Source organism: Phytoactinopolyspora mesophila (assembly GCF_010122465.1).
In the GTDB taxonomy this organism is placed as follows: domain Bacteria; phylum Actinomycetota; class Actinomycetes; order Jiangellales; family Jiangellaceae; genus Phytoactinopolyspora; species Phytoactinopolyspora mesophila.
This window is the reverse complement of record NZ_WLZY01000009.1, coordinates 215,227-240,992: the sequence shown is the minus strand read 5'-3', so window position 1 is coordinate 240,992 and position 25,766 is coordinate 215,227. Positions and strand designations below refer to the sequence as shown.

Genomic DNA, 25,766 nt, shown 5'->3' with positions numbered 1-25,766 from the left:
AACACGGATGAGTACGGCCAGCGAAGCACCGCCCTCCTTGTGGCGGAACCGGGACTACACCTACTTCGTTTTCGGCCACGCCACTTCGATCTTTGGCAACGCGATGGCGACGGTTGTTCTCGCCTTCGCTGTTCTCGCCGCCACCGGGTCCCTGACGAATATGGGTCTTGTGCTGGCTGCCCGCATAGTGCCGCTCGTGCTGTTTCTCCTCGTCGGTGGCGTCATAGGCGACCGGCTCCCGCGGCGTTTGGTCATGGTCGCGGCCAACATCGTACGAGCCTCAACCCAGACCCTTCTCGCGCTCGCACTGTTGACCGGATTCATCGACCTGTGGGTGCTTCTCGGGCTCTCGTTCATCAACGGCATCGGAGAGGCGGTATTCACCCCGGCGTATAACAGCCTCACCCCATCCCTGGTGCACCCGGAGAAGCTCAGTGACGCGAACGCCTTCCTCAACGTACTGAACTCAGTGGCTAACGTTGCCGGGCCGGCCACCGCGGCCGTCCTCGTCCAATTCATCGCGCCTGCCAGCGTCCTGCTGATCGGTGCCGGTTGCTTCGTTCCGAGTATCCTCGCGCTGCTGATCATCCGGCCTGCAGCGCAGGCCAAACGGGTGGAAAATACAAGCGTGCTCACCGATCTCCGGGAGGGCTGGCGGGCATTTTCCGCGCACACGTGGCTGTGGACGATCACCGTGCAGTTCACCATGTTCAACCTTGTGCTGTGGGCGCCGTACCTCGTCCTTGGGCCCGCCACCGCCGATCGGCACTACGGAGGGGCCGGCCCCTGGGGCATCGTGCTGGCGCTCTTCGGCGCCGGCGCCGCTGCCGGCGGCCTAGCTCTCATGGTCCGCAAACCACGACGTCCGCTTCTGGTAGCCACCATCGCAACCTTCACCTGGACCGCCCCGTGTATAGCCATCGCGCTCATCGCGCCCATTCAGGTGGTCGTCGCGTGCGCGTTCATCGCCGGGGTCAGCTCGGCCCTGTTCAACACCCTCGTCATCACCACGGTGCAACGCCGGGTGCCGCCTGAGTCGTTGTCGCGGGTCATGTCCTACGTGACCTTCGGCGCATACAGTGTCGGCCCGATCGGCCTGGCGATCGCCGGGCCGATCGCGGAAGCGACGAGTATCGCCGTCGTCCTCGGTGTCGGCGTGATATGCCAGCTGACCGTCAACTCAATTGTCCTCGCCGTGCCTTCAGTGCGCAGACTCCGCTCGTGACAGGCGCTTGTCTGCTTGGCTCGCATGGCCATGGCACGCTGGATACACGCTGATGTGGTCGAAAACTCGGTTCCAGCGTGTACTCAACGTGCCATCCCTCGTGCTCGACTGCTGCTTGACCGGTCTCGCCTGGCGCGCCGCATTTCTGGCGGGCACTAGAATCAACGCCTCGCCGGTACAGCACCTTCGGGTGAATCCCAGGCCAGGGCAGGAGTCGATCAATGTCGTTTCGTTCGCGGCTGCGGCTGGGGCAGGACATCCATGCGGTCATCAGGCTCGAGCTGTTCATCGTCGCGGCGATCAGCACGATCCTCATCACGCGTATCTATCTGATCGTGATGAACTACCCCCAGATCGGGGGCGATGGGCTGCACATCGCGCACATGCTGTGGGGCGGGCTGCTCATGCTGGTCTCGCACGTGCTTCTGCTCGGGTTCCTCGGACCGCGGGTCAAGGAGCTCAGCGCTTTTGTCGGCGGTGTGGGATTCGGCCTGTTCATCGACGAGGTCGGTAAGTTCGTGACGGCCGACAACGACTACTTCTTCCAGCCGTCGTTCGCCATCATGTACGTCGTCTTCGTGCTCCTGGTGCTCTGGGTGCACTGGTTCTCGGAGCGTCCCGTATATGACTCCGCCACCCAGCTGGCCAACGCCACCGTGATCGGCGCGGGCGGGCAGCTGCGGGGGCTGGACGATATCGCGCGCGCCGAGGCGGTGCGCTTAGTCGACTCCGCTGAACGAGAAGGCGCCGATCAGCGATCGGTCGATGCCGTACGAGAACTGATCGCCGCCAGTCCGGCCGCGCGTCACGGCGCGGGGCGGTACGCGGCGGTACGCGCACGCCTCCTCGGGTGGTTGCGCGCGATTGTGCGCCACCGCGCCGCATACGCGCTCCTTGTGGCCTTCCTTGTGCTGCAACTGATCGATTCGGTCGCCGGTATCGCCGGCACGCGCCTCGACGAGATGACGGTGGCACGAGGCATCCAGCTCGGCTGGGCATTACTCACGACGGCGATCATCGTCGCCGGGCTGATCTATTGGCGACGTGGGCTTGAACGGGGGCTACTGTTCCTGCGCTATGCCGTCCTGCTCAACATCATGGTGGGACAGGTCTTCAACTTCGCCGACCGTGAGCTCAGCGCATTTCCCGGTGTGCTCGTCAATCTCGGTGCGTTGGCCGTATTGAATTATCGCGTCCGGTTGGCTGAGTCGTCGCCGGACGGGATCCCGAAAGCGACGGGGCCGATGGACGACGAGCCGCGCGCGATCGCTCAATCGTCTGAGCAGGAGGGCGGGCCGGCCCGGACGGCCTGAACCGGCTCAGCCGCTGGACTCGTCTACCGAAGCACCAGTGAAGAACGCGGCGGTACGGCCGGCGCGCTGGCGTGCTGTGCCTTCGTCCGTACCGGCGGCGACGTCTGCCTCGCGCCACCGTTCGCTGCTCATCAGCACGAACTGTCGGCCGTCGTCAGAGGCGCCCCACGCTTCCACCGCCGCGTGGTCGACGACGTCGCCGGTATCTACGTGCAGGGCTAGGCCTATGAACGCGAGATCCCAGCCGATGCCGGCGGCGCCCGGACCGAACTCGGCCCAATGCTCGTCTTCCATGGCGATGTGCTCGAGCTCCAACCGGGTCCGACCGGCGGACTCTGGAACGAACCGGACCTCGATCCAGCTCACCGCGCCGCCGTACTCCCAGGTGGCCGCGAAGCTGTGTGGAGGGTCGCACTGCTCGATCGTGCCGCCGGCGTTGCCCTCCAGCTGATACGTGCCGTTGAGGCGGAGGTCACCCGACACGGGGAGGAACCAGCGCGGCAGCCTTTCCGGATTGGTGCAGGCATCCCAGAGGTCGTCCACCGCGGCGTCGTAGGTCTGGCTGATGGTGACGGTGCGTGCTTCACCGGCTTCGATCACGCGAGTGCCGATCTCGCGGCGTACGTCGTTGATCTGTTGTGTCACGTCAATCATTGGATGAGCCTCCTTGGCTTGTGTTTTGTTCGTCTTCGGGGCGCTGCGGTTCCGAAGTTCCGGCCGCCGCGGCGTCGCGCAGCCGCCGTTCCCGCTTGCCCCGCGCCAACTCGGTGGCCAGCGCCGCCAGCGGCGGGGTCCAGAACTGCCGGAAACGATCCAGCCACGCGTCGACGTCCCGCAGTGGCTCGGCGCTGACGGAGTAGAGCCGGCGTGCGCCGTCCGGTCTGACGGTGGTGAAGCCGGCATCCCGCAGCACCTTCAGATGCTGGGACACGGCAGGCTGGGTGATGCCGAACTCCTGCTGGATCACCGAGCACACCGCCCCAGACGTCTGTTCACCCTCGGCCAGCAGCTCGAGGATCCGGCGACGAACCGGATCACCGAGGACGTCGAAGGCATGCACAAGCAGAAAGATATAGAGTAGGACTTATATAAGTCAAGCCTTAGATATTGGCCGATGACATGTGCCGATGCGGGCTGTGATCGTCAACGGGCTCCCCGGCTCGGGGAAGACAACTCTTGCGATGGCGCTCGGTGAGGCGCTGGGCTGGCCGGTGTTCAGCAAAGACCGGGTCAAAGAGACCTTGGCGGACACTCTCGGGCCACCACCGCCCGGATACGCTGCCCGGCAATGGAGCCAGATGCTCGGAGCGGCCGCGGGTGAGACACTCTGGACACTCCTGGCCGATGCCAGGCCGGGCGCCGTCCTCGAGAGTCCTTATCTGGCGCGGCTACGTCGGGTGGTGGTCGCTGGCCTGGAGCGGGCCGGCATCGGTGAAGTGGTGGAGGTGTGGTGCGACGTTCCGGTCAGCGTCGCTCGCCGCAGGTACGAAACGCGGGCCGCAAGCCGGCATGCCGTGCACGACGACGCGCGGGTAGACGACGAGCAGTGGCGCGAGTGGGCCGAGCAGGCGGTGCCGTTGGAGCTGGGCATGGTTTGCCGGGTAGACACCACTGGGTCGGTGGAGCTGATCGATCTGATCGAGCGGATGGGCCTGGATGGCGCCCGGTTGGGCAGGCGCCTGCCCGCGGTGCCGAACCACCCCGGCAAGTGATCGCTCCGGTTTCCGGACGGAAAGTGAGCTCCGCCCGGAAACCGGACTCGTGCGGAATCTAGAGCCGCACCAGCTGGGCCAGGGGGAACGGTGATCTGGCCAACGGGCGCACGGCTAGTTCGAAAAGGATCACGGCGTTGTCGTCGCCGGCGATCCGGTTCCGATGCAGTTCGTCACATTGGACGCAGCGATGGATGAGCAGCCACTCACCGTCGCGCCGCGCCGTGATGGCAATAGGTTCCATACGCGCGCCACAACCCGCGGCTCGATCACCGGGGATGTGGTCGACGTGGCGGCTCCACAAGCATGTGGGGCAGTGATTGCGATGTGCGGTGCCCGGCGCGTCGGCCGGGACATCGAGATGACAGTTCAAACAGCGGAAACTGCGGGGACGGCGGTTGCGCCGTGCCCGCTGAGTGGGGCTGGACATGGGGCTCCTCGAGGATTGCACGACGGACGAATGGTCGTGCGGGGCGCATTCATAAAACGCCTCACCCTCGCTTTTCCCTGTGTGAGCTCGCCCTTTGCGGCTCGGTCCAGCGGTCATTCAAACCGATCTTCAGCGCTGCTCGCAACCGATTTTCGGGGCGGAAACGGCTTGGCCGAGCAACGCGTCGGGGCCGGTGAGGTTCGTGGCTTGCCGTCACGGATGCGGCTGATCAGTGGCAGGAAACCGTGACCCGGAGCCACGAACCCCGGCGATGTGATGGGACTGAAGCAGCGCGAGACGCTAGCGGCGTGACCAGCCCCTGTCTCCCTCAGTGAGCCCGCCCCAGATGCCGAATCGCTCCGGCTGCCTGGCCGCGGCTTCGCGGCACTGTGAGCTGACCGGACAGGTAGCGCAGATGTCCTTGGCGAACTCCTCGCGCTTGCGCAGCGTGCTCCCACGCCCTTCCGGATAGAAGAGATCCGTGTCCATGCCACGGCAGGCAGCGAGTGCCCGCCAGCTTTCCTGTTGGCCGAACCAGTCCTCCGCATGCACCTCAGTGATGTCGATCAATGCGGTCATGTGGCCGTAGCCTCCTTACCGAGACGATCAAGACCCTCATGCCCCACTTGACGTACTTCAGTGTCCGTCATGACGCGACATGACGGAATTTCTCTGGACTTTTTTTGGCCACTCGGCTGACCAGGTAAAACCGCTCGGGTGAACCTGGTCGGTCAACCCGCGTCAGGACGCGACAAAACCGCCCGACCGGCATCGGTCGTGCGGCAGGTGGATCGGCAAGCCCGGTGTGCTACTCGAATCTGAAGAGCTGGTTGTTGCCTCCGTGGCACGAGAAGGCGATCAGCCGGCCGTTCTGGGACACGCCGCCGCGAACATCGAGGCAGAGTTGGCCATATGTGGTGTCGCCGTTCTTCAGTTGCTGCCGTTCTTGGTGGCTTGGGTCGAAAGACCACTTCTGGTCGGCCTTACCATCGCAACTGCGCAGATGTGTGGTCAGCCAGGATTCGTCCGAACCGAAGGTGACGCCAAGACACCGCCCGCTGGCTGCCCAGCGGACGGTGTTGTCGGGATACGCGTTCCATGTCGGTGGATCTGATGAGTTGCAGCCGCCCAGCCGTATCTCACCGTCCACGGGTTGGACGCATTGCTTGCCACCCCCCGGCATGTCCATACTCACGGTTCCAGTGGTGTGCACATTCAACGTGGCGGGTTCGCTGTTGGTGGTGCCGACGTCGTTGGAGAACACCACCCGGTACTGCTCGCCGTTCTGGTTCATGTTCTTGACGTCGACGTTCAGCGTTGCCGTGCGACCGGTCGAGCCGCCGAAGCCCAAGTCGCGCCAGCTGCCGCCATTGGTCCGCACCTGCCAGCGCGCCCGGGTGGGACCAGGATTCCCGGCTTCGGCCTCGGCGGTGAAGGTGGCCTTGCCGCCGGCGGGAGCTTCGGTGCTGGACGGGTTCTTCACGACGGTGGGTGCCCAGTGCACATTCAGCGACGCGGAGTTGCTGGCCGTCGAACCGACATTGTTGGCGAACACCGCCCGGTATTCGTAGCCGTCGAGTCCCCTTTTGACGTTGGACAATTCCAGCCGTGAGGTAACACCTTGCTGGCTGACGTTGCCGCCGGCGCTCTGCCACGAGCCGCCTGGCTTGCGGTACTGCCAGGACACGCTGGGCGTCGGGTTGCCCTTGGCGGAGGCGGTGAATGTCACGCTGCCGCCTTCAGTGACCGTGGAGCGTGACGGGCTGGAGGAGACATCCGGCTCGTAATGGACGGTGAGCACGGCCGGGTCGGTGGTGCGCTCACCCTGGGAGTTGCGTGCGACGACCCGGTACTGGCGGCCGTCGTGCTCCGCGGTGGGGGTGATGGTCAGCCTGGACGAGGTGGCACCGTCGATGTCGCGCCAACCACCACTGGCTGTAGAGACCGTGCGGCTGGCCGGCGAGTTGGTGGGGTCGGCCGACGATGATCCGTTGCGGTACTGCCACACCAGCGACGGAGCGGGATTGCCGGACACGTTGACCGACAGGGTGGTGGACTGCCCCGCACGCACCGTGGTGTTCTGCGGGCCTGCGTCGATGGACGGCGGGCTTTCGGGCGCGTCCTCGTCCGGCGGCGGTGGGCTGGTGGGATCGTCCGTCGGGTCCTGGGTGGGGTCGTCAGTCGGATCACTGTCCGGCTGGGTGGGGTCCGGTGTGCCGGGGCGATCCGTGCCGTCCGGGCTTTGTGGTGTGTCGTCGCCGCCGGGCGGTGTGGGGTCGGGCCGGTTGATCGGAAGCGTCCCAGGGGTGCGGCCCGGCGTCGATCGGTCTGGTTCGTCGGATGGTGCTTCGGGGTCGTCCGGGTCCGGCTCGGGGTCGTCGGGGTCGTCGGGGTCGGACGTGGGGTCGTCCCAGGTCACGGGCGGGTCGCCGGGCCCCGAGCCGTCGTCGGCGTGCCCGGCCACAGGTGGCTGGGCCGAGCCGTCGGACGGATCGTCGGGGGAGCCACTGAGCATCATGAAAGCGCCGGCGACGATGATTCCGGCCGCTGCGACTCCCGCCGCGCCAGCCAGCGTCTTGCTGCCTATCCGGGCGAGGCGGCCCGGGGACACGATGGAAGCAACTGCTCCACCGCCGCCGGATGAGGCCGCGGACGACGCGCCGGCGGCGGCACCCGCTCCGCCGGCCGCGCCAGCACCGGAACTGCTGGCGCCACCCCCCGCAGTGGCACCAGCACCGGCGAGTACGGCGGTTCCGGTGGCGGTAGCCGCTCCGGTGGATGCCCCAGCGGCAGCACCGGCGCCACCACCGGCGACGGCCGCCGCTCCTGCGGCAGCACCGGCCGCCACCGCCGTACCGGCGGCAGCCGGAAGCAGCAGAGCGGGCCACAAGGTGCCACGCAGGTCGGAGACGAGAAGCAGGAGCTCGTCGCGGCGTTCGCGGCAATGCTCGCATTCACCGAGGTGCACCGTGACTGCGCGAGTGTGCTGCGCGGACAGGGTGCCACGGACGTAAGCGGCGACCTTGGGCGCGTACGGACGGCATTCGGCGCGAACCTCGGACGAGAGATTCACCGCCAGGTACGCCTGGCGCAGTCCTTCACGAGCCCGATAGGCCAGGGCCGCGACCGCGTTGGGTGTACTGCCCAGTGTCGCGGCCAGCGAAGCAGGTGAGCGACCTTCGATCTCCGTGTGCCAGAGCACCTGCTGCCACCGGTCGGGCAATGTCTCGAACGCCTGCCGGACGAGCTGGCGGTCAGTGGCCCGCGCCATGGGGTCGTCGGTTCGCGGCAGGATCTCGAGAATGGCCGGGTCAGCCGGTGTGTCACCGCGCGCTGACATGCGGTGGCGGTCGATGGCGAGGCGCCGTACAACGGTGCGCAGGTAAGGCGTGAGGTCGGTGTCCGGGCCCCCGCCCTCGCGAAGCCGGGTCAAGACACGGGTGAATGCCTCGGCGACGACGTCTTGCGACTCGTCGCTGTTGTTGGTCACAATTCTTGCGACCCGCGACGCGTCGTCAACGTGACGGCGGTACAGCTCGTCGTAGGCGCTCATATCGCCTTCGCGAGTGCGCGCAATCAGCTGGGCGTCGCTCGGGGCTTCGGCTGGTGTCGTCAACGGTGCAATCCCTAACTTCTCGGTATGTGGATCAGTCTAGGGAGTTAGCACCAGGTTGGAACCGGCCAATCGGACCAGATTTGTCACCGACCATTGATCCGTCCCGAAGTCGTACGATTAGTTCAGTTACACGGGAGCGATCTTCTGGTAGTGGGACTAGCTCAACGCCCACTCCCAGTACCCCAAGATCACCCGCTTCGAGTGTTTTCAGCAAAGTGCCGCGTTCGAGGCGCGCGCGGTTATCATCCGGAACTAGTGCAAGTGCACGATGTGTTCCGAATTGGCTTAATGTTGCTTCTGCTCGGATGTGATGGCGCAACGCGGACGCCACCTCGAGTACACACGAGATCCGGGACCAAGGGTTGTCGGGTTCGTCCCAGCTTGTGACGAGTACCACGAGGTGGGCAGCGGCATCGGTGGCGAGCCGGTCGAGTTCTCGGACCCGGCCCAGGAGGTAGTTCGCCGTGTGCAGTCCCGACAGCGGATCGATTCCGGGGGCGCCGCGCTGGGCCGCCACCGCATCGACCCACGCATCTGTGACGCAATGCCTTGCCTCATGACGCGTTATCGGCGCGATCCCAGCTGACTCCAGTTTGTCCCACAGCGCATCGACATCGGCGATGGTGCACGTGAGATCCCAGGAGCTCGTTACGCGTTCCCAGCCAAGTATTACCAGCGCATCGGCGATTTCGGACTGCGAGGGTGTGGGGCGGGATAGGGCGTTGATCACCGCCTCGACGCCAGGCGGTGGTACTGGGTCTGCTCCGTTCGAATAGTCCTCGTGGAGATATGCCAGCCATGCCGAGACAAGCGTCGTGGCCGGCGCGTCCGTTCGCCGGCACCCCGATGCGTGGTGCACTCAGGCTCCCTCCAGTGGCTCGTCCACATTCCCCGGTCATCAACCAGGACGGCAGAGAATGCGCGCTATGACGCGATCGTGGAATATTTGTCGTGATCACGCATGTGCGTGAGTGTCCTAGATCATCCGCTGCCGGGCAAGCCGTGCCGATGCCTGCGGCGCATGAGCAATCGGCTGACGGAAGCCCAGTTGGCGACTGCCGCGGGTGCGGCGTGAAGCATGTCGCCTTGCGGCCCGGAGGCAATGGTGAATGTGCTTATGCGCACAATGGCCTCTTTGTGGCCAGAAGGCGGGACGATGAATGTGACACATCACACATTAAGGCTGAAATGGCTTCGGGTGCCGGTGGGGCAGCGAAGTTCTCGAAGCGAGCGGCTTCCCGGAGAATTCCCGTCGACCCGGTGGCGACGGGGTTCCGTTTGATTAGCGAATATTGGCGGCCGAAATGGTGCGTAAAGGAATCTAGTCCGTTTTTGCGGATGTCGATCCAATTCGCATGAAGGGATACTCGTACCCGGCCCGCGGCTATCAGTGGCCCGCGCCGCACGTGCCTTCCGGTGGAGGGTCGTCCGGCACGTCAGAAGAGGGTGTGCCGGCCTACGTGCCGCTACTTTCGACGCTATCGCCCGGCGCGGGGGTGTCCGTCGAGGGTGTGCCGGTGAGCACGCTCGTCAGTGCCTGAAGTCCGAGAACCAGTTCCGATCCGTCGGGTGCCCGTTCCGGGTCGAGTAGCCACTGAACAACGAGTCCGTCGGCGATAGCGCTGGTGACGGCTGCCAATGCTCGCGCGGTGCGCTCGTCGAGGGAGGGGACCGCCTGCTGTGCGACCTCTACTCCCATCGCTCGGTCTTGTTCGTACCGGTTGGCCAGCTCTTCTCGAAGCTCTGGTGAACGTTCAAGCTGAGCCCACGCCTCGAGCTGAGCGACCAGCAATGGGCGATACTCGGCGAATCTGGCGATGACCTTGTCCCAGCCGCGGGCCAGGTCGGCCGCACGCGGCCCGGCCATGTCCTTGGTGCTGGTCCTGATCAGCTCATTGCCCATGTCGGTGATGGCCTCGATCAAGGCAGCGTTGAGCAGGGCTTCCTTGGACCCGAAGTGGTAGCCGATCGACGCGAGATTGGTGCCGGAGGCCGCCACGATGTCGCGGGCGGTAGTGCGTGCGTACCCCTTCTCGTGCAGGCAGCGCTTGGCTCCTTCGAGTAGATCTTCACGGTGCCCCATGGGGACCAACTCTAGCCTATACGCTCGTATTAGGCACACGTATAAGACGTTTGTATAGTTCGAGCCATGGCGAACACATCCATCTCTCGAGCCGGGCCAAAGGAATGGGTCGGCCTGGCAGTGCTTACGCTTCCCGCGCTGCTGGCCGCCATGGATCTGTCGGTGCTGTTCATGGCCGTGCCATGGATGAGCGCCGACCTGGAGCCCACAGCCACCCAGCAGCTGTGGATCATGGATATCTACGGGTTCTTCATGTCAGGTCTCTTGCTGACCATGGGCACGCTCGGCGACCGGATCGGTCGGCGAAGGTTACTGATGATCGGGGCAGTGGCCTTCGGCGCGGCATCGGTCATGGCGGCGTATTCCACGAGCGCCGAGATGCTCATCGTCGCACGCGCCTTGCTGGGCCTCGGGGGAGCGACGCTAGCCCCCTCGACGCTGGCGCTGATCCGCAACATGTTTCTCGATGCGGATCAGCGGCGCACCGCCATCGGCGTGTGGACGGGTGCCTTCAGCGCCGGATTTCCGCTCGGATCCATCTTCGGCGGGATGCTCGTCGAGCACTTCTGGTGGGGATCTGTCTTCCTCGTCAATCTTCCCGTGATGGCATTACTCCTGGTGCTGGCGCCGCTGCTGCTCCCGGAGTTCAAGGAGCCGGGACCCAGCCGGTTCGACCTCGTCAGCGTGGCGCTGTCGGTGAGTGCGGTGCTGGCGATGATCTGGGGTTTGAAGAAGCTCGCTGCAGACGGCTGGGATCCCTGGGCGGCCGGGGCCATCGTCGCCGGGCTGGGCATCGGCTACATGTTCGTCCGCCGCCAGCGGACACTGGCCGAGCCGCTGATCGACGTACGGCTGTTCGGCCACCGTGCCTTCTCCGCGTCGATCGGGGCGAACATGATGCTGGTGCTGGCTAGTGCCGGCGTCGGAATGCTCGCGGTCCAGTACCTTCAGCTCATCCTCGGCTACCGGCCGTTCACCGCCGCGTTGTGGATGCTTCCGCTGGTCGGGCTGCTCATCGCCGGCGTCGCGATTGGTACTGCCATAGTGCGCTGGATCCGGCCCGGCTACGTCGTGGGAACTGGCCTGGCTGTCGCCGGTGCCGGATTCGCCCTGCTCACTCAGCTGGACCTGGATGACGGCGTGGCGTCGCTGCTCCTCGGGTACGGCACCCTGAACTTTGGCATGGGACTGGCGTTGCCGTTGGCCATCAATCTCGTCGTCGCTACCGCGCCCCCGGAGAACGCGGGTACCGCTGCCGCAATGAACGAAACCGGCTCGGAGTTCGGCGGCGCGCTCGGTATCGCAACCCTCGGCAGTATCGCCGGCGCCGTCTACACCAGCAGGATCAGCGACACCATGCCATCCGCGGTGCCTGAGTCGGTGGCACAGGCGGCCCAGGGGACACTCGGGGCTGCCTTCGCGGCGGCGGAGCACCTCCCACCGGACTTGGCCGCGGAAGTCAGCCGGGGAGCCGGCGATGCGTTCGTGCGCGGTTTCAACGTCACAGCCGGCGTAGGCGCCGCCGCGCTCGCGGTCACCGCCGTTGTCGTGACGATACTGCTGCGTAGAGCCCGCCTCGGCGATCCGGATGAAGCTGAATCCGTCCATCGGTGAACGGTCGCCCGACGACCCGGAACACAGCTAGGCGCCGGACTTCCGGTCCGTGACCCTAGTGCACCTGGAGGCGGGCCAGCACTTCATCGTGCAAGGGGCCGTTGGTGGCCAGGGCATCACCACTGTGTGGGCCAGGGACGCCGTCCAGCCCGGTGAATCGTCCGCCGGCCTCTTGCACGATGGGCACCAGCGCAGCCATGTCGTACAGCTCGAGCTCTGGCTCGGCCGCGATGTCGACCGCGCCGTCGGCGAGCAGCATGTAGGACCAGAAGTCGCCGTACGCTCTGGTGCGCCAGCATGCTCTGGTGAGATCCAGGAACTCGTCCAGCCGTCCGTGCTCTTCCCACTCCGCGAGGTCTGAATAGGAGAGCGAAGCGTTGCCCAGCTTGTCGACGTCGGAGACCCTGCAGCGGCTGGCCGACGACAGGGAACGGCCGGTCCAGGCGCCGGTGCCTTTAGCGGCCCACCAACGACGGTTCAGCGCCGGCGCGGACACGACGCCGGCCACAACCTCGTCCTCGACCATGAGGCCGATCAGCGTGGCCCACACGGGAACGCCGCGGACGTAGTTCTTGGTGCCGTCGATCGGATCGATGACCCACCGGCGCGCGCCGTAACCCTCGTTGCCGAACTCCTCGCCGACGATGCCGTCCCGGGGCCGGGCGCGGGACAGGGTACGGCGGATCGCCTCCTCCGTGGCGCGGTCGGCGTCGGATACGGGGGTGTGGTCGGCTTTGGTGTCGACCTTCAGATCCGCGGCGCGGAACCGGCCCAGGGTCTGGGCGTCGGCGTCGTCGGCGAGGACATGGGCGAACCGGAGATCATCATCATGGGCCACGTCCAGACCTTAGCGCCTCGGGGCGGGCCCGCGCCCCTACCACGGCCGACAAACCGCACTCTCAGTCGCCGCTCTGCCGCTCACGGCTGGCCAGCAGCCGCCGGAACGAATCGACGCGTGCCGGGTCGAGGCCGCCGGCACGTACGGCGTCGTCGAGCGCGCATTCGGGCTCCGACTCGCCGTGGGTGCATCCTCGGGGACACTCATCCGTGGCCGCTGCCAAGTCGGAGAACGCTTCGATGAGTTCGGCGGGATCGACGTGTGCAAGCCCGAACGAGCGGATGCCGGGGGTGTCGATCACCCAGCCGCCCTCGGGGACCCGCAGGGCAACCGCGCTGGTGGAGGTGTGCCGCCCGCGTCCCGTCACGATGTTGACATTGCCGATCGCGCGACCCGCACCCGGCACTATCGTGTTGACGAGCGTCGACTTTCCGACACCGGAATGACCTACCAGCACGCTGGTCCGGTCGTGCAGAGCCTCCCGAAGCCGGTCGAGCCCGGTGTCGTCATCCCAGCCTGTGACGATGATCGGCACATCCAGTGGCGCGTAGGCATCGCGGAGCTTCGCAGGGTCTTCGAGGTCGGACTTCGTGACGCACAGAAAGGGCGTCATGCCGGAATCGTAGGCGGCGACCAGGCAGCGATCGATCAGCCGGGGCCGCGGCTCCGGGTCGGTGACCGAGGTGACGATCATCAACTGTTCGGCGTTGGCGACGATCACCCGCTCGACAGGGTCCTCATCATCGGCCGAGCGACGTAACGTGGTGGTCCGAGCGTGGACCCGGACGATGCGCGCGAGGGTGTCGTCCCGCCCCGAGACATCGCCAACGAGGCCCACCCGGTCTCCGACCACCACCGCCTTGCGGCCGAGTTCACGCGCGGTCATGGCGATCACGGTGCGTTCGTCGTCTTGGGTCACGCAGGTGTATCGGCCTCGGTCGACCGCGACGACCGTGCCTGGAACGGCATTGCGATGAGCCGGCCGGATCTTGCTGCGCGGCCGCGAACCGCGACCCGGGCGGACTCTGACGTCGCTCTCGTCGTACGACGCCGGAGACCGCCGACGGCTCACGCTGCCCGCTCCATCTCGAGCATGGCGGCCCACATCTCAGGGAAGGCGGGCAAGGTCTTGGCAGTGGTGGCGATGTTCTCCACCTGGACGCCGGGAACCGCCAGGCCCAGCACCGCACCGGCCTGGGCCATCCGGTGGTCGTCATAGCTGTGGAAGACACCGCCGTGGAGCGGGCGCGGATGGATCGTGAGGCCGTCGCTGGTCTGGACCACGTCACCGCCCAAGCCGTTGATCTCGGTGGCCAGCGCCTTCAGCCGGTCGGTCTCATGACCGCGCAAATGGGCGATGCCACGCAGGTGAGATGTGTCCTGGGCCAGCGCGGCGACGGCCGCGAGCACAGGGGTGAGCTCTCCGACGTCGTGGAGATCCGCGTCGATGCCGTGCACGACGGAGCCGCCGTCTACGGTGAGCCCGTCGTCGAGCACGCAGGTAGCACCCATGCGGGTGAGTAGGTCCCGCAGCGTGTCGCCCGGCTGATTCGTGGATTCCGGCCAGTCCGGCACCCGGACGCTCCCGCCGGTGACGAGCGCCGCGGCGAGGAACGGAGCAGCGTTGGAGAGGTCGGGCTCGATGACCGTCTCGAGGCCGTGGAGCGTCCCGGGACGGACCCGCCAGACGTTCGGGACGGAGCTGTCGACCCGCACGCCGCGCTCCCTGAGCATGGTGAGTGTCATTTCGATGTGCGGGGTGGACGGGATCGGCTTTCCGGTGTGCTTCACGACGACGCCTTGCTCATAGCGCGCCCCAGCGAGCAGCAGAGCGGTGACGAACTGCGACGAGGCGGAGGCGTCCATGGTGACTTCGCCGCCTGGAACGCTGCCGGTGCCGTGCACCGTGAACGGCAGCCGGCCGCGGGATCCGGTGGCGGAGATGCCGATGCCAAGGGCACGCATCGCGTTGATCACCGCGTCCATCGGGCGCTCTCGCGCATGGGGGTCCCCGTCGAAACTGACATCACCATTTGCGAGAGCCGCTACCGGCGGTACGAAACGCATCACGGTCCCGGCCAGTCCGCAGTCCACATGCGAACCGCCATCCAGGGCGGCGGGAGTGACCAGCCAGCGATCCTCCTGCGCGTCGATGCCGGTTCCGAGCACGCGCAGGGCCGTGGCCATCAACCGAGTGTCTCGGGCCACAAGCGGTTTGTGGAGCACCGACGGCGAATCGGCTAGCGCAGCGAGAATCAGCGCGCGGTTGGTCACGGACTTAGAGCCTGGCAGGCGAACAGTGGCCCGCACCGGCTCGGAGACGGTTGGTGCAGGCCACAAGGGCGCGATCGTGTCAGTCATCGGTTCTCAGCTTACCGGTGTCCGGTATATGGACCGATAACGATCAGATGACCACCACCGCCGCCGGGGCCGGCGAGGTGGATATGTCGCGGCTTCTCAGTCGGTTTCTTCGTCGACCCAGTCGAAGGTCTTGGTCACAGCCTTCTTCCATCTGCGGTACTGCTTGTCGCGTTCGTTCTGGTCCATCTGCGGATCCCACTGCTTGTCCTGGGCCCAGTTGGTGCGGATGTCCTCCTCTGTCTCCCAGAACCCCACCGCCAGGCCGGCGGCGTAGGCGGCGCCCAGGGCAGTCGTCTCGGCCACGACGGGACGGATCACCGGCACGCCGAGGATGTCGGCCTGGAACTGCATGAGCAGTTCGTTGCCGACCATGCCGCCGTCGACCTTCAGCGATTTCAGCGGGACACCGGAGTCGGCGTTCATCGCATCGATGACTTCGAGGGACTGGAAGGCCGTTGCCTGGAGCACGGCGTGGGCTAGGTGGCCCTTGTTGACGTAGCGGGTGAGCCCGACGATGGCGCCGCGGGCATCGGATCGCCAATAGGGCGCGAACAGACCCGAGAAGGCCGGCACGAAGTACACCCCGCCGTTGTCCTCGACGCTGTCGGCGAGCTGCTCGATCTCCGCGGCGCTGCCGATGAGACCGAGGTTGTCGCGTAGCCATTGCACCAGCGAGCCGGTGACCGCGATGGATCCTTCGAGGGCGTATACGGTGTCGTTGTCGCCGATCTTGTAACAGACGGTAGTGAGCAGTCCGTTCTCGCTCATCACCTTCTCGGTGCCGGTGTTCAGCAGGACGAAGTTCCCCGTGCCGTACGTGTTCTTGGCTTCGCCCACCTCGAGGCAGGCCTGGCCGAACGTGGCAGCCTGCTGGTCACCGAGGATGCCCGCCAGCGGCAGTCCGGCGAAGGCGCCGCGCGCCCGGACATGGCCGTAGACCTCGGAGGAGGAACGGATTTCCGGCAGCATCGACATCGGGATGCCCATGTCGGCTGCGTTCTGCTCGTTCCACGTCAGCGTGTCGAGATCCATCAGCAGGGTCCGGGATGCATTTGTGGGGTCGGTCACGTGCACCCCGCCGTCGGGTCCGCCGGTGGCGTTCCACAGCACCCACGTGTCGATGTTGCCGAATAGCAGATCACCGGCCTCAGCCTTGTCCCTGGCGCCTTCGACGTTGTCGAGAATCCACTTGACCTTCGGCCCGGAGAAGTACGTGGCCAGGGGCAGGCCGGTGGAAGCGTGGTACCTCGTCTGGCCGCCACCGAGCTGGCCGAGCTCGTCGACGATCTTGTCGGTCCGGGTGTCCTGCCAGACGATGGCGTTGTAGACGGGCTTGCCGGTGGTGCGGTCCCACACCACCGCGGTCTCGCGCTGGTTGGTGATGCCGACGGCCACGACGTCTTCGGTGACCAGGTCAGCGGTGGCAAGCGCTCCGGCGCAGACCTCACGAGTGTTACGCCAGATCTCCTCGGGATCGTGCTCGACCCAGCCGGCTCGCGGGAAAATCTGCTGGTGTTCGCGTTGATCTGCCGCCACCACGTTGCCGGAGTGATCGAAGATCATGCACCGTGTGGATGTAGTGCCTTGGTCGATTGCGGCTACGTACTGAGCCATGGGTGCTCCTCATGTTGCGGATATGCGATTACGTGCGTGAGCCTGCGCATGCCCATCAGAACACGGCGGCACCGAGAAGACCGGCGAGAGCACCGCCGACGAGGGGTCCGGCAATGGGTACCCAGGAATACCCCCAGTCACTCGCCCCTTTGCCCTTGATCGGCAGGAACGCGTGCGCAATACGTGGTCCGAGGTCACGGGCCGGGTTGATGGCGTAGCCCGTGGGGCCACCGAGGGAAGCGCCGATACCGACCACCAGAAGAGCCACGGCCAGCGGTCCGATGTCGATCGGGTGCGGTCCGAAGGACAGCACGACGAAGACGAGAACGAAGGTGCCGACAACCTCGGTGATGAAGTTCCAGCCGTAGTTGCGGACCTCCGGGCCGGTGGAGAACACCGCGAGCTTCAACCCTGGGTCTTCGCCGGCATCGAATTGCAGCTTGTAAGCGAGGAACATCACCACGGCGCCGAGGATCGCCCCGGTCAACTGGCCGAGAAAGTACGCCGGGACGTCGGACCATTCCGTCGTGCCCTCGACGGCGAGCCCGAAAGTGACCGCGGGGTTGATGTGGGCGCCGGATTGCGCGGCGACGTAGACACCGGAGAAGACACCCAGCCCCCATCCGAAGTTGATGAGTAGCCAGTTGCCCCGCAACGGCCCGTCCATGTTGCCTTTGTTCTTAGGTAGCACGACGTTGGCGACGACACCGCAGCCCAGCAGGACGAGCATGCCGGTGCCGAGGATTTCCCAGTAGACGATTTCGAAGAAGTCCAGATGCTCCATGTGACGTCCCCCTCCATGGCGTGGCAACGCGTCCGAACACGTTCGGCCACCGGGGGTGCCCCGGCGTCGTTGCCGTGGGTCTGAGTAGTCCTCCGAGCTATCTGGCAACTTACTCTCGGAATGTTTGACTGTCTACGTGATCAACCGAATCAACGGGTAGGTTGGACCGGATGACAACGGACTCGCGAGGAGGCGAGGTCGACGTGGCCGCGCACAGTACAGATGGACGTCAGAGTGAGCGGGCTGGCCGGCTCAGCCCGCAGCAGCGGATCCGGAATTGGCAACGCCTGGCTGAAGAACAGTTCGACGTCGTTGTCATCGGCGGTGGCGTGGTTGGCTCCGGGGCCGCGCTCGACGCCGCTACCCGAGGTCTCCGCGTGGCCCTCGTGGAAGCCCGCGACCTGGCCGCTGGTACGTCCAGCCGGTCGAGCAAGCTTTTCCACGGCGGTCTGCGTTACCTGGAGCAGTTCGAGTTCGGTCTGGTCCGGGAGGCGCTGCGCGAGCGTGAGCTCATGCTCAACCGGCTGGCGCCGCACCTGGTGAAGCCCGTGAGCTTTCTCTATCCGCTGACGCGCCGGCTTTGGGAGCGTCCGTACACGGCCAGCGGACTCTTCCTGTATGACTCCATGGGTGGCTCGCGGTCGGTTCCGGGCCAGAAACACCTGACACGCTCCGGCGCGCTCCGGCTGGTGCCGGGGTTGCGCAGAGACGCATTGATCGGTGGAATCCGGTATTACGACGCGTGGGCCGACGACGCCCGGCACACCCTGACTGTCGCCCGCACCGCTGCCCATTACGGGGCCGTCGTGCGCACATCTACCCAGGTGGTCGGTTTCCTGCGCGAGGCGGACCGGATCAGCGGAGTGCGGGTCCGCGACATCGAGAGTGGCGACGAACTCGATGTCACATGTGACGTGGTGGTCAACTGCACCGGGGTCTGGACCGATGAGATGCAACGGCTCGCGGGCACGCGGGGGCGGTTCCGGGTGCGTTCCAGCAAGGGCGTGCACATCGTGGTGCCCCGAGACCGGATCGCCTCGGAGTCCGGAGTGATCCTGCGCACCGAGAAGTCGGTGCTGTTCATCATCCCGTGGCGGGGGCATTGGATCATCGGCACCACCGACACCGACTGGAACTTCGATCTCGCTCACCCGGCGGCTACTCGCGCTGACATCGACTACATCCTCGATCACGTCAACGCCGTGCTGGCCACCCCGCTGACCCATGACGACATCGAGGGCGTCTACGCCGGCCTGCGCCCGCTGCTGGCCGGCGAGAGCGACGAGTCCTCCAAGCTCTCTCGCGAGCACGCCGTGGCCCGCCCGGCGCCCGGCATGGTGTCCATCGCGGGTGGTAAGTACACGACCTACCGGGTCATGGCCGCCGATGCCATCGATGCCGCGGCCGCCGACCTCCGTGGTCGCATCGCGCCGTCTATCACGGACAAGGTGCCGTTGCTCGGTGCGGACGGTTACCACGCACTGGTCAACCAAGCCGACCAACTCGCATCCGAGCACGGCCTGCACCCCTACCGGATGCGGCACCTGCTGGATCGCTACGGCTCGATGGTGCACGACGTCCTGGCGCTCGCGGTGGACCGGCCCGACCTTCTCGAGCCGCTGCCGGGCGCGGCGGATTATCTGAAGGTCGAGGTCGTCTACGGGGTGCGCGAGGAAGGGGCACTGCACCTCGAGGACGTCCTGACCCGGCGCACCCGGATCTCTATCGAGTACCCGCACCGCGGGCTCGATGCCGCGGAGCCGGTCGCGGAGCTGATGGCGGAGACCCTGGGGTGGGACGCCGCACAGATCGCTCGCGAGGTGGATATCTACAACGAGCGGGTCACGGCGGAGCGCGACTCACAGACGAAGCCGGACGACCAAGCCGCCGATGAGATCCGGTCGGCCGCCACGGAGGCACGCACGCTGATCAGTGAGCCGGTCACCTAGGTTGTTGCCCGCCAGCAACTTGGCCCGGCCACGCGGTACCGCTTAGAGCACGGGTTCGTTGGCACTTGACGGCAGGAGTCATACTGGTGTGTAACCACACCGGTCGGTCTATTTCGTAGTCGAGAGTGGCCCCGGGTAACAGAGGAGCAGGCAATGGCGGATACGTCCTATGTGCCGATCGCGGGAGTCCGTCGGCGGCCCGCGGAGAAACGCTCACAGCTGGACCACACTCGGTTGACCCCGGCCGGGCAGCGACTGCTCGACGCGGCCAGCCAGCTCTTCTATGAGTACGGCATTCACGCGGTCGGCGTCGACGCGATCGCGGAGGCGGCCGGGACCACGAAGAAGACGCTCTACGACAGGTTCGGCTCCAAGAACGTCCTGGTCGCCCTCTATCTGCAGCGACGTGCCGACCGGTGGCAGCGGTTCGTCCTGGATTACCTCGCCGGGCGAGCGGACGCGAATGACGGCGAAGACGGAGTCAGCGCGGCCGCGACCCGGAGTGTGCTCGCTGTGCTCGACGCGCTGGCGGAATGGAACGCGACGCTCAACCGGGGCTGTGCCTTCATCAACGCCTTCGCGGAGATCGGCGGAGCTGACCACCCGGGGGAAGCGGTGATCAGGGCGGAGAAGAAGTGGACGTGCGAACTCTACGCCCGATTGCTGCGCGAGGCAGGCTTCGCCGACGGCATCTCCGCTGAGCTCGGGACACAGCTGGCGATCCTGCAAGAGGGCGCCCTGACGATGTGGACCGCGGGCGGCGTGCCAGACGCGATAGGTCACGCCCGAGCTGCCGCCCGCCAGTTGTTGTCGACCGTGCCGAGCTGACGCGTTTGGTGCGCTAGCCGAGGCTCAGGGCTTGGCCTTCGACGCTGCCTTCTGGGCCTTGCGCTTGGTGGACTTGGTGGCGTGTTTGGCTTTGTCCGCAGCACGTTTGGCCCGCCAGCTCAGGCCAGGTTTGCCCTCGGTGTCGACGCTGGCCAGCATCAGCCCACCGACGAGTCCGGCGTTCTTGAGCGCATGCAGACGTTGCTCGCTGCGCACCTCCGGGTCCTCGGTCTCCCAGAACGGATAGCGGGCGGCCGTGGTCGGCACCAGCGAACTGGCGAGGACGGCAGCGGCCAGCCGGGGGAACTTCCCGGTGGCGAGCGCGAGGCCGGCACCGAACTGGGTAGCGGCGTTGATCCGGACGAGTTGCTTCGGGTCGGTCGGCACGCTGGGAGCATTCTCTTCAAGCAACGGGCCGAACTTGTCGACGAGCGACTTGGTCTGTGGGACCAGCGGCTCGGGATCTCGGAAGTTCTTGAACCCTTGCACGATGAAGATCGACGCCAGCATGGGACGCGCAATCAGGCGGACGAGACTCATACTTCCTGCCTACCACGAAACAGCGCCGAATGGGTGCTGTCAGGGGCGCGCGATAGAAAACAGTCATGTGCGGCCGTGGCGTCCTTGTCGTCAGTGCGTCGGCGGCAGCGGGTCGATGAGCTGGGGGCCGTTGTTCTTGACGTTGTTCACCGCTTTGGAGACGGGGTACACGTCCAAGCTGCCCGGGGGCGGGGGAGCCATGAGGTCGCGGATGTTGGCGGGATCGTTGATCCGTGGGTCGAGCCAGTTCTGCCAGTTGTCTCGGTGCACGGTCATGGGCATGCGGTCATGAATGTGCCCGATATCGTCAGTGGCGTTCGTCGTGATGATCGTGAACGTGGTGAGCCACGCATCGGGGTCGTCCGGCTTCTCGCGGTCACGCCAGAACTCGTAGATTCCCGCGAGCGCGAGCGCTTGTCCAGCCTTCGGGCGTAGGTAAAACGGTTGTTTGACGGGCTTGCCGGCAGTGGTGAGATCCTGGGTGGGGAACCATTCGTAAAACCCGGAAACGGGGATGATCAGGCGTCTGGTCGCGAACGCGCGACGGAAGGCCGGCTTCTCGTGAACGGTCTCGGCGCGGGCGTTGATCATCCGATTGCCGATCTTCGGATCCTTTGCCCAGGATGGAACCAGGCCCCACTTCAGGTTTCGCAGTTGCCGGACCGGATCGGCGTCCTTGGCGTCTCGCGGTGGGCGCGCCAGCACCGTCGGTGAGTTCTTGGTGGGGGCGACGTTGTAGTCAGGTTCGACCCGCTCGTGGACATCGATTCGGTCGACCCCGAACTCCTCGGCCAGATCATCGGCGCTCTGGCTGACTACGTAGCGTCCGCACATACTCTTCAGCTTGCCAGATGGCGCTGACATCCAGGCCGAGCGCCGGGTCGGTGACCAGATGCCGCCTCTTGCCATAACCGTGGTGAGATATCCGCATGAGTACGGAGCAGACGGTGCAGACTCCGGAGGGTGTGGCCCGCCTCTGGATCGACGACGCGCCAGGCGCGCGGCTGCGACTGGTGCTTGGGCACGGTGCTGGTGGCGGCATCGCGGCACGTGATCTCGCTGCGCTGGCTGATCGGCTGCCGGAACAAGGAATCACGGTGGTCCGCGTCGAACAGCCTTATCGGGTTGCGGGAAAGCGACTCCCGCCCCGGCCGCCTGTTCTCGACCGGGCTTGGGCGGCCGTCCTCGAGGCGGTGCCTCGAGACCTCCCGGTGGTCGTCGGAGGACGCAGCTCCGGCGCGCGAGTAGCCTGCAGAACAGCTCAAGCAGTGGGAGCGGCGGCCGTCGTGGCGCTGTCTTTCCCTCTGCACCCACCCGGCAAGCCGGAAAGATCACGGCTTCCTGAACTCCTCGATGCCGGCGTGCCCACGTTGGTAGTGCAAGGGGAGCGCGACACCTTCGGCCGGCCCGACGAGTTTCCCGACGGTCCGTTCTCCCTGCGTACCGTTGCCCATGCCGACCACGGCCTCAGCGTGCCCAAGGCGCACAGCCAGGCCGCGGCGACCGAATCGGTCGTGGCCGCGGTGCGGGAATTCATCGAGCCGTTGCTTGGTTGATGCTGCTGACGGGCACATCTCCCCGATGGTGCCGCCGTCGCAAAACCGACGTAGCCAACGAGTCAGGGAGGGTCTGACCTCGTGAGTGCATCTGGCACGGCTTGCCTGCAAGCGCCTGGACCGAAAGTGGCCACCACCAAGGAGTGGAGGGACTGGAAGGCGGCGCCTGCGGTCACGCCGATACCATCGAACACGATGGCCGCGATAGAGACTGCCGAGCAGCGTGCGGAACGCTTCGAGCGTGACGCACTGCCCTTCCTTGATCAACTTTACTCGGCAGCATTGCGGATGACCCGCAACGCCAGCGATGCCGAAGATCTGGTTCAGGAGACGTTCACCAAAGCGTATGCGTCGTTCCACCAGTTCAAAGAGGGCACCAACCTCAAGGCATGGCTGTACAGGATCCTGACTAACACATTCATCAACTCGTACCGGAAGAAGCAGCGCGAACCGCAGCAGAGCGCCACCGAAGAGATCGAGGACTGGCAGATGGCCCGGGCCGAGGCACACACCTCGACCGGCTTGCTTTCCGCCGAAGCCGAAGCTTTGGCACATCTACCGGATTCGGATGTCAAGGACGCGCTGCAGCAGATTCCGGAAGAATTCCGCATCGCGGTGTACCTGGCTGACGTCGAAGGCTTCCCGTACAAGGAAATCGCCGACATCATGGGTACCCCGATCGGGACGGTGATGTCGAGGCTGCACCGGGGACGCCGTCAGCTTCGGGAGTTGTTGGAAGACTATGCGCGAGACCGGGGACTCGTGCCGGTGGGCGATTCCGGACCAGGGGGTGCTGGAGTGTCATGAGTTGCGACGACGACGATGTCGACTGCACCGAAGTGCTCGACCGGGTGTATGCGTTTCTCGATCGTGAGCTGGACGATCGTGCGTTGAGCTACGAGGAGATCGAAGCTCATCTGCACGATTGTGGAGGTTGTTTGTCGATGTACGATCTCGAGCGTGCGGTGCGAGCCGTGCTGGCGCGTTCATGTGCGTGCGAGCACGCGCCAGAAGAGTTGCGCACAAAGGTCTTGGCCCAGATCCGCGAGGTCAGGGTGCAGGTCTCTGAATACCGCAGCGAAAGCGCCGGCTGAACTCAGCGCCGCCCAACCCGGGCCGACCCCGTGGTGCGCTCGCGGATTCTCGCCGTAGCCAGCCCCGCCTTGCTCCTTCTATGATCGGCCATATGTCCGAACGAGCGATTGCGCCCTCCGAGCGGGTGCTCGTTCCGTCGGGGCAGAGTTACCGGAGGCTGGTGAAGAGCACTCCGGTGCTCTTCGGGGCACTTGGCGCATTGCTGGTGGTCCGTAACGGTGTCGTCGGTGTCATGGCGGCCAGCGTCGCTGCCCTGGCGTTGGCAGCAGTAGCCCAGTTTCTGCACCGCGAGCGCATCGTCGTGAGCCCGACCCACATCCGTGCGGTCCGGCCGATCGGCTGGCCCCGCAAGCGAGCGCGAAGCGATATCTCCACCGTCGTGAGCGTGCGGGTGGCGGCGCCGTCGGGCAGTCAGGCACACCGGAATCTGCTCTTGCTCGATGGCCGTGAGCGGCTGATAGCCCGGCTGAAGACGCCGCACTGGACGCCCGACGACATGCGGCAGTTGGTCCGGTGGCTCGGTGTCTCGCCGCACGAACTGGAGCGGACGGTGACCGCCAAGCAGCTCGGCCGTAGATTCCCCAGGGCAGTGCCGCTGGCGGAGCGGTACCCGTTCGCCGCGAACGCCGCCGTCGGCCTGTTCATGGCGGCCGGGATCGTCGGGGCCGCCATGCTACTGTCCGCGTAGTCACCGGGTAGATCATGAGCCGGTACTCGTCGATCAGGTCGTGTGCGCGGAATGTCGCCGCGGAACCGCGTAACACGTCAGCCACTAGTCGAGTGGTTGATCCATGAGGACATCGGCCGGCTGCTTGCCACCCAATGCCAGGCCGGGCCGGGAGACCTGCTGATGATCCCGACAGCAGCGAACGGCCAGGCTGCTTTCGGCGTCTATCATCGTGATCACCAGGGCACGTTCGAGGCAGTCGCGCTGTAGCTACTCGAGCTGTCAAAGGAAGCAGTGCGGCACGTCGTCAACTTCGGCGATCCTGCACTGTTCGGCGCTTTCGGTCTTCCGCTCACCACCTTCGCCACTACCAGGAAAGCAGGCAGCGACGATGACCAATGCTGACGAATCGGCGGCGCCCGAGGAGCCCGGTCTCCGATCCGCTGAAGAGCCGCACACACCGCTGCTGCGGGACCTCAAATTCACCAGATCGCGGGACACCGGCAATTCGCGGGATCCTGGCAAGTCGCCGAACCCGTGGCTGTGGAGTGCGGGCATCTTCGGAGTGGTCGCCTTCGTCGTGGGAATGCTGCTCTTCATCCGAGGAGTGACGGATGCCGAAGACGTGATCGTGATGTGGTGGGGAATGGTGCTGTCATTCCTCGGCATGATGATGGTGACTGGTGCGCTCGTGGGCGGCGCCGTGTGCTGGCAGCTCAAGCGCAACGCGCCGCGCCTGGATCCGGAGCGCTGAGACGCCATTCCGAGCCCCGGCTGAGCTCGCGTCCGCACCTGGCCGGTGTGCTCGTCTTGCGGCCGGGGCGGCTCAGCCGGCACCGTCGATGAAGGCTCGGACGGCGTCCGCGACCAGCTGGACGGCGATCGCCGCGAGGAGCAGTCCGGCTATCCGGCTCACCAGCAGGATCCCGGATTCCCGGAGTACGCGGATGACGACCGTGCTGTATCGCATGAAGATCCATAGCAATAGATGAACCGCGAGGATAGCGGCCGCGACGGCGAGGTAGTCGGCTGGTTCGTCGGAGCGCTGGACGAACACCATGGTGGCGACGATAGCGCCGGGCCCGGCCAGCAGCGGGGTTCCTAGTGGAACCATCGCTACGTTGCCGCTGGCCGGTGCGTCGGGGTCGTCCAAGGCGCCAGTGAGCAGCTGTAACGCCACCAGCAACAGCAGCAGCCCGCCCGCGGTCTGCAGAGCCGGCAGGCTGATGCCGAGATAGTCGAGGATGGCCTGGCCGAACAGCGCGAAGGTGACGATGACGCCGAGGGCTACGGCGACGGCGACCCAGGCTGCCCGGTTGCGCGTGGCGGAGGCCTGCTGCGCGCCGGTCAGGGCGAGGAAGATGGGTACGGTGCCGGGCGGATCCATGATGACGAACAGCGTGACGAAAGCCTCGCCGAACATCTGCCAATTCATCGCGCCATCACGCGGGTCATTCTAGTGGCCTGGGCATGCTAGCTGGCCCTGAACTGGGCGGCTGCCCAGTGGGCCGACCTTCCCGTAGCACTACTACGTCGCGTAG

The 25,766-nt window shown here is 65.9% G+C and carries 26 protein-coding genes; 12 read left to right on the top strand and 14 right to left on the bottom strand.

Translation table 11 applies throughout. From position 1 onward, the window contains the following. Window positions 1-7 precede the first annotated feature (7 nt). Both F7O44_RS23635 and F7O44_RS23630 read left to right on the top strand, forming a co-directional pair. On the top strand, window positions 8-1,225 hold the full coding sequence (locus F7O44_RS23635) for an MFS transporter (protein WP_162452761.1): 1,218 nt from the start codon (window positions 8-10) through the stop codon (window positions 1,223-1,225). A gap of 221 nt (window positions 1,226-1,446) precedes the next feature. Then, window positions 1,447-2,538: a hypothetical protein gene (locus F7O44_RS23630; RefSeq protein WP_162452760.1), complete on the top strand. Its 1,092-nt coding sequence runs from the start codon at window positions 1,447-1,449 to the stop codon at window positions 2,536-2,538. Window positions 2,539-2,544: 6 nt separating this feature from the next. Here the strand turns inward: F7O44_RS23630 and F7O44_RS23625 are convergent, their stop codons facing one another. Together F7O44_RS23625 and F7O44_RS23620 are read right to left on the bottom strand one after the other, a co-directional pair. After that, entirely contained in the window at window positions 2,545-3,192 is a 648-nt protein-coding gene (locus F7O44_RS23625; protein ID WP_162452759.1) for an SRPBCC family protein, read from the bottom strand. Then, window positions 3,185-3,598: a metalloregulator ArsR/SmtB family transcription factor gene (locus F7O44_RS23620; RefSeq protein ID WP_162452758.1), complete on the bottom strand. Its 414-nt coding sequence runs from the start codon at window positions 3,596-3,598 to the stop codon at window positions 3,185-3,187. The genes F7O44_RS23625 and F7O44_RS23620 overlap by 8 nt, the downstream gene beginning before the upstream one ends. 67 nt (window positions 3,599-3,665) lie before the next feature. On the opposite strand from F7O44_RS23620, the gene F7O44_RS23615 reads away from it, so the two are divergent. Then, window positions 3,666-4,250, top strand: a complete 585-nt coding sequence (locus tag F7O44_RS23615) for a P-loop nucleotide/nucleoside kinase family protein (RefSeq protein ID WP_187361583.1) — start codon at window positions 3,666-3,668, stop codon at window positions 4,248-4,250. A 58-nt stretch (window positions 4,251-4,308) separates the two neighbouring features. Here the strand turns inward: F7O44_RS23615 and F7O44_RS23610 are convergent, their stop codons facing one another. The 4 genes from F7O44_RS23610 to F7O44_RS23595 all read right to left on the bottom strand — a co-directional run bounded on the left by F7O44_RS23610 (window position 4,309) and on the right by F7O44_RS23595 (window position 10,379). Then, window positions 4,309-4,680: an RNHCP domain-containing protein gene (locus F7O44_RS23610; RefSeq protein WP_162452757.1), complete on the bottom strand. Its 372-nt coding sequence runs from the start codon at window positions 4,678-4,680 to the stop codon at window positions 4,309-4,311. Between the two features lie 300 nt (window positions 4,681-4,980). After that, window positions 4,981-5,259 (bottom strand): WhiB family transcriptional regulator, encoded by a 279-nt coding sequence (locus tag F7O44_RS23605; RefSeq protein WP_162452756.1) that lies wholly within the window; start codon window positions 5,257-5,259, stop codon window positions 4,981-4,983. 229 nt (window positions 5,260-5,488) lie between these two features. Further along, the gene (locus F7O44_RS23600; RefSeq protein WP_162452755.1) at window positions 5,489-8,296 is read right to left on the bottom strand and encodes a sigma-70 family RNA polymerase sigma factor; all 2,808 of its coding nucleotides are present in this window, start codon (window positions 8,294-8,296) and stop codon (window positions 5,489-5,491) included. Between the two features lie 1,456 nt (window positions 8,297-9,752). Continuing rightward, complete coding sequence (locus tag F7O44_RS23595) at window positions 9,753-10,379, bottom strand: TetR/AcrR family transcriptional regulator (RefSeq protein WP_162452754.1); 627 nt, start codon at window positions 10,377-10,379, stop codon at window positions 9,753-9,755. A 66-nt stretch (window positions 10,380-10,445) separates the two neighbouring features. Here F7O44_RS23595 and F7O44_RS23590 point away from each other — a divergent pair, with 66 nt between their 5' ends. After that, entirely contained in the window at window positions 10,446-11,993 is a 1,548-nt protein-coding gene (locus F7O44_RS23590; RefSeq protein WP_162452753.1) for an MFS transporter, read from the top strand. A 55-nt stretch (window positions 11,994-12,048) separates the two neighbouring features. Here the strand turns inward: F7O44_RS23590 and hisN are convergent, their stop codons facing one another. The 5 genes from hisN to F7O44_RS23565 form a co-directional block, all read right to left on the bottom strand. Beyond that, the gene (hisN, locus tag F7O44_RS23585; protein ID WP_162452752.1) at window positions 12,049-12,831 is read right to left on the bottom strand and encodes a histidinol-phosphatase; all 783 of its coding nucleotides are present in this window, start codon (window positions 12,829-12,831) and stop codon (window positions 12,049-12,051) included. Window positions 12,832-12,892: 61 nt separating this feature from the next. Further along, a complete protein-coding gene (gene rsgA, locus F7O44_RS23580) occupies window positions 12,893-13,903 on the bottom strand; it encodes a ribosome small subunit-dependent GTPase A (protein ID WP_162452751.1) in 1,011 nt (336 codons plus the stop codon). Beyond that, window positions 13,900-15,180 (bottom strand): 3-phosphoshikimate 1-carboxyvinyltransferase, encoded by a 1,281-nt coding sequence (aroA, locus tag F7O44_RS23575; protein ID WP_162452798.1) that lies wholly within the window; start codon window positions 15,178-15,180, stop codon window positions 13,900-13,902. The genes rsgA and aroA overlap by 4 nt, the downstream gene beginning before the upstream one ends. A 108-nt stretch (window positions 15,181-15,288) precedes the next feature. After that, window positions 15,289-16,806 carry a glycerol kinase GlpK gene (gene glpK / locus F7O44_RS23570; RefSeq protein ID WP_162452750.1) on the bottom strand — a complete coding sequence of 506 codons (1,518 nt, stop codon included), beginning with the start codon at window positions 16,804-16,806 and terminating at the stop codon, window positions 15,289-15,291. A gap of 55 nt (window positions 16,807-16,861) precedes the next feature. Beyond that, a complete protein-coding gene (locus F7O44_RS23565; protein WP_162452749.1) occupies window positions 16,862-17,590 on the bottom strand; it encodes an MIP/aquaporin family protein in 729 nt (242 codons plus the stop codon). Between the two features lie 170 nt (window positions 17,591-17,760). Here F7O44_RS23565 and F7O44_RS23560 point away from each other — a divergent pair, with 170 nt between their 5' ends. Together F7O44_RS23560 and F7O44_RS23555 are read left to right on the top strand one after the other, a co-directional pair. Further along, window positions 17,761-19,539, top strand: a complete 1,779-nt coding sequence (locus F7O44_RS23560; protein ID WP_162452748.1) for a glycerol-3-phosphate dehydrogenase/oxidase — start codon at window positions 17,761-17,763, stop codon at window positions 19,537-19,539. Between the two features lie 153 nt (window positions 19,540-19,692). Next, window positions 19,693-20,367, top strand: a complete 675-nt coding sequence (locus F7O44_RS23555) for a TetR/AcrR family transcriptional regulator (RefSeq protein WP_162452747.1) — start codon at window positions 19,693-19,695, stop codon at window positions 20,365-20,367. A 24-nt stretch (window positions 20,368-20,391) separates the two neighbouring features. Here the strand turns inward: F7O44_RS23555 and F7O44_RS23550 are convergent, their stop codons facing one another. Then, complete coding sequence (locus F7O44_RS23550) at window positions 20,392-20,907, bottom strand: DoxX family protein (protein WP_162452746.1); 516 nt, start codon at window positions 20,905-20,907, stop codon at window positions 20,392-20,394. A 90-nt stretch (window positions 20,908-20,997) separates the two neighbouring features. Next, the gene (locus tag F7O44_RS23545; protein WP_162452745.1) at window positions 20,998-21,741 is read right to left on the bottom strand and encodes an SOS response-associated peptidase; all 744 of its coding nucleotides are present in this window, start codon (window positions 21,739-21,741) and stop codon (window positions 20,998-21,000) included. A gap of 95 nt (window positions 21,742-21,836) precedes the next feature. Here F7O44_RS23545 and F7O44_RS23540 point away from each other — a divergent pair, with 95 nt between their 5' ends. From F7O44_RS23540 to F7O44_RS23515, 6 genes are all read left to right on the top strand, one after another. Beyond that, a complete protein-coding gene (locus tag F7O44_RS23540; protein WP_162452744.1) occupies window positions 21,837-22,463 on the top strand; it encodes an alpha/beta hydrolase family protein in 627 nt (208 codons plus the stop codon). A 195-nt stretch (window positions 22,464-22,658) separates the two neighbouring features. Beyond that, window positions 22,659-23,270 (top strand): sigma-70 family RNA polymerase sigma factor, encoded by a 612-nt coding sequence (locus tag F7O44_RS23535; RefSeq protein ID WP_162452743.1) that lies wholly within the window; start codon window positions 22,659-22,661, stop codon window positions 23,268-23,270. Beyond that, complete coding sequence (rsrA, locus tag F7O44_RS23530) at window positions 23,267-23,557, top strand: mycothiol system anti-sigma-R factor (RefSeq protein WP_162452742.1); 291 nt, start codon at window positions 23,267-23,269, stop codon at window positions 23,555-23,557. Before F7O44_RS23535 ends, rsrA begins: the two co-directional genes overlap by 4 nt. Window positions 23,558-23,649: 92 nt before the next feature. Further along, window positions 23,650-24,246 carry a hypothetical protein gene (locus F7O44_RS23525; RefSeq protein WP_162452741.1) on the top strand — a complete coding sequence of 199 codons (597 nt, stop codon included), beginning with the start codon at window positions 23,650-23,652 and terminating at the stop codon, window positions 24,244-24,246. 96 nt (window positions 24,247-24,342) lie between these two features. Beyond that, entirely contained in the window at window positions 24,343-24,495 is a 153-nt protein-coding gene (locus F7O44_RS23520) for a hypothetical protein (protein WP_162452740.1), read from the top strand. Between the two features lie 121 nt (window positions 24,496-24,616). Then, entirely contained in the window at window positions 24,617-24,979 is a 363-nt protein-coding gene (locus F7O44_RS23515) for a hypothetical protein (RefSeq protein ID WP_162452739.1), read from the top strand. Window positions 24,980-25,051: 72 nt separating this feature from the next. Here the strand turns inward: F7O44_RS23515 and F7O44_RS23510 are convergent, their stop codons facing one another. Next, window positions 25,052-25,660: a MarC family protein gene (locus tag F7O44_RS23510; protein ID WP_162452738.1), complete on the bottom strand. Its 609-nt coding sequence runs from the start codon at window positions 25,658-25,660 to the stop codon at window positions 25,052-25,054. Between the last annotated feature and the right edge of the window lie 106 nt (window positions 25,661-25,766).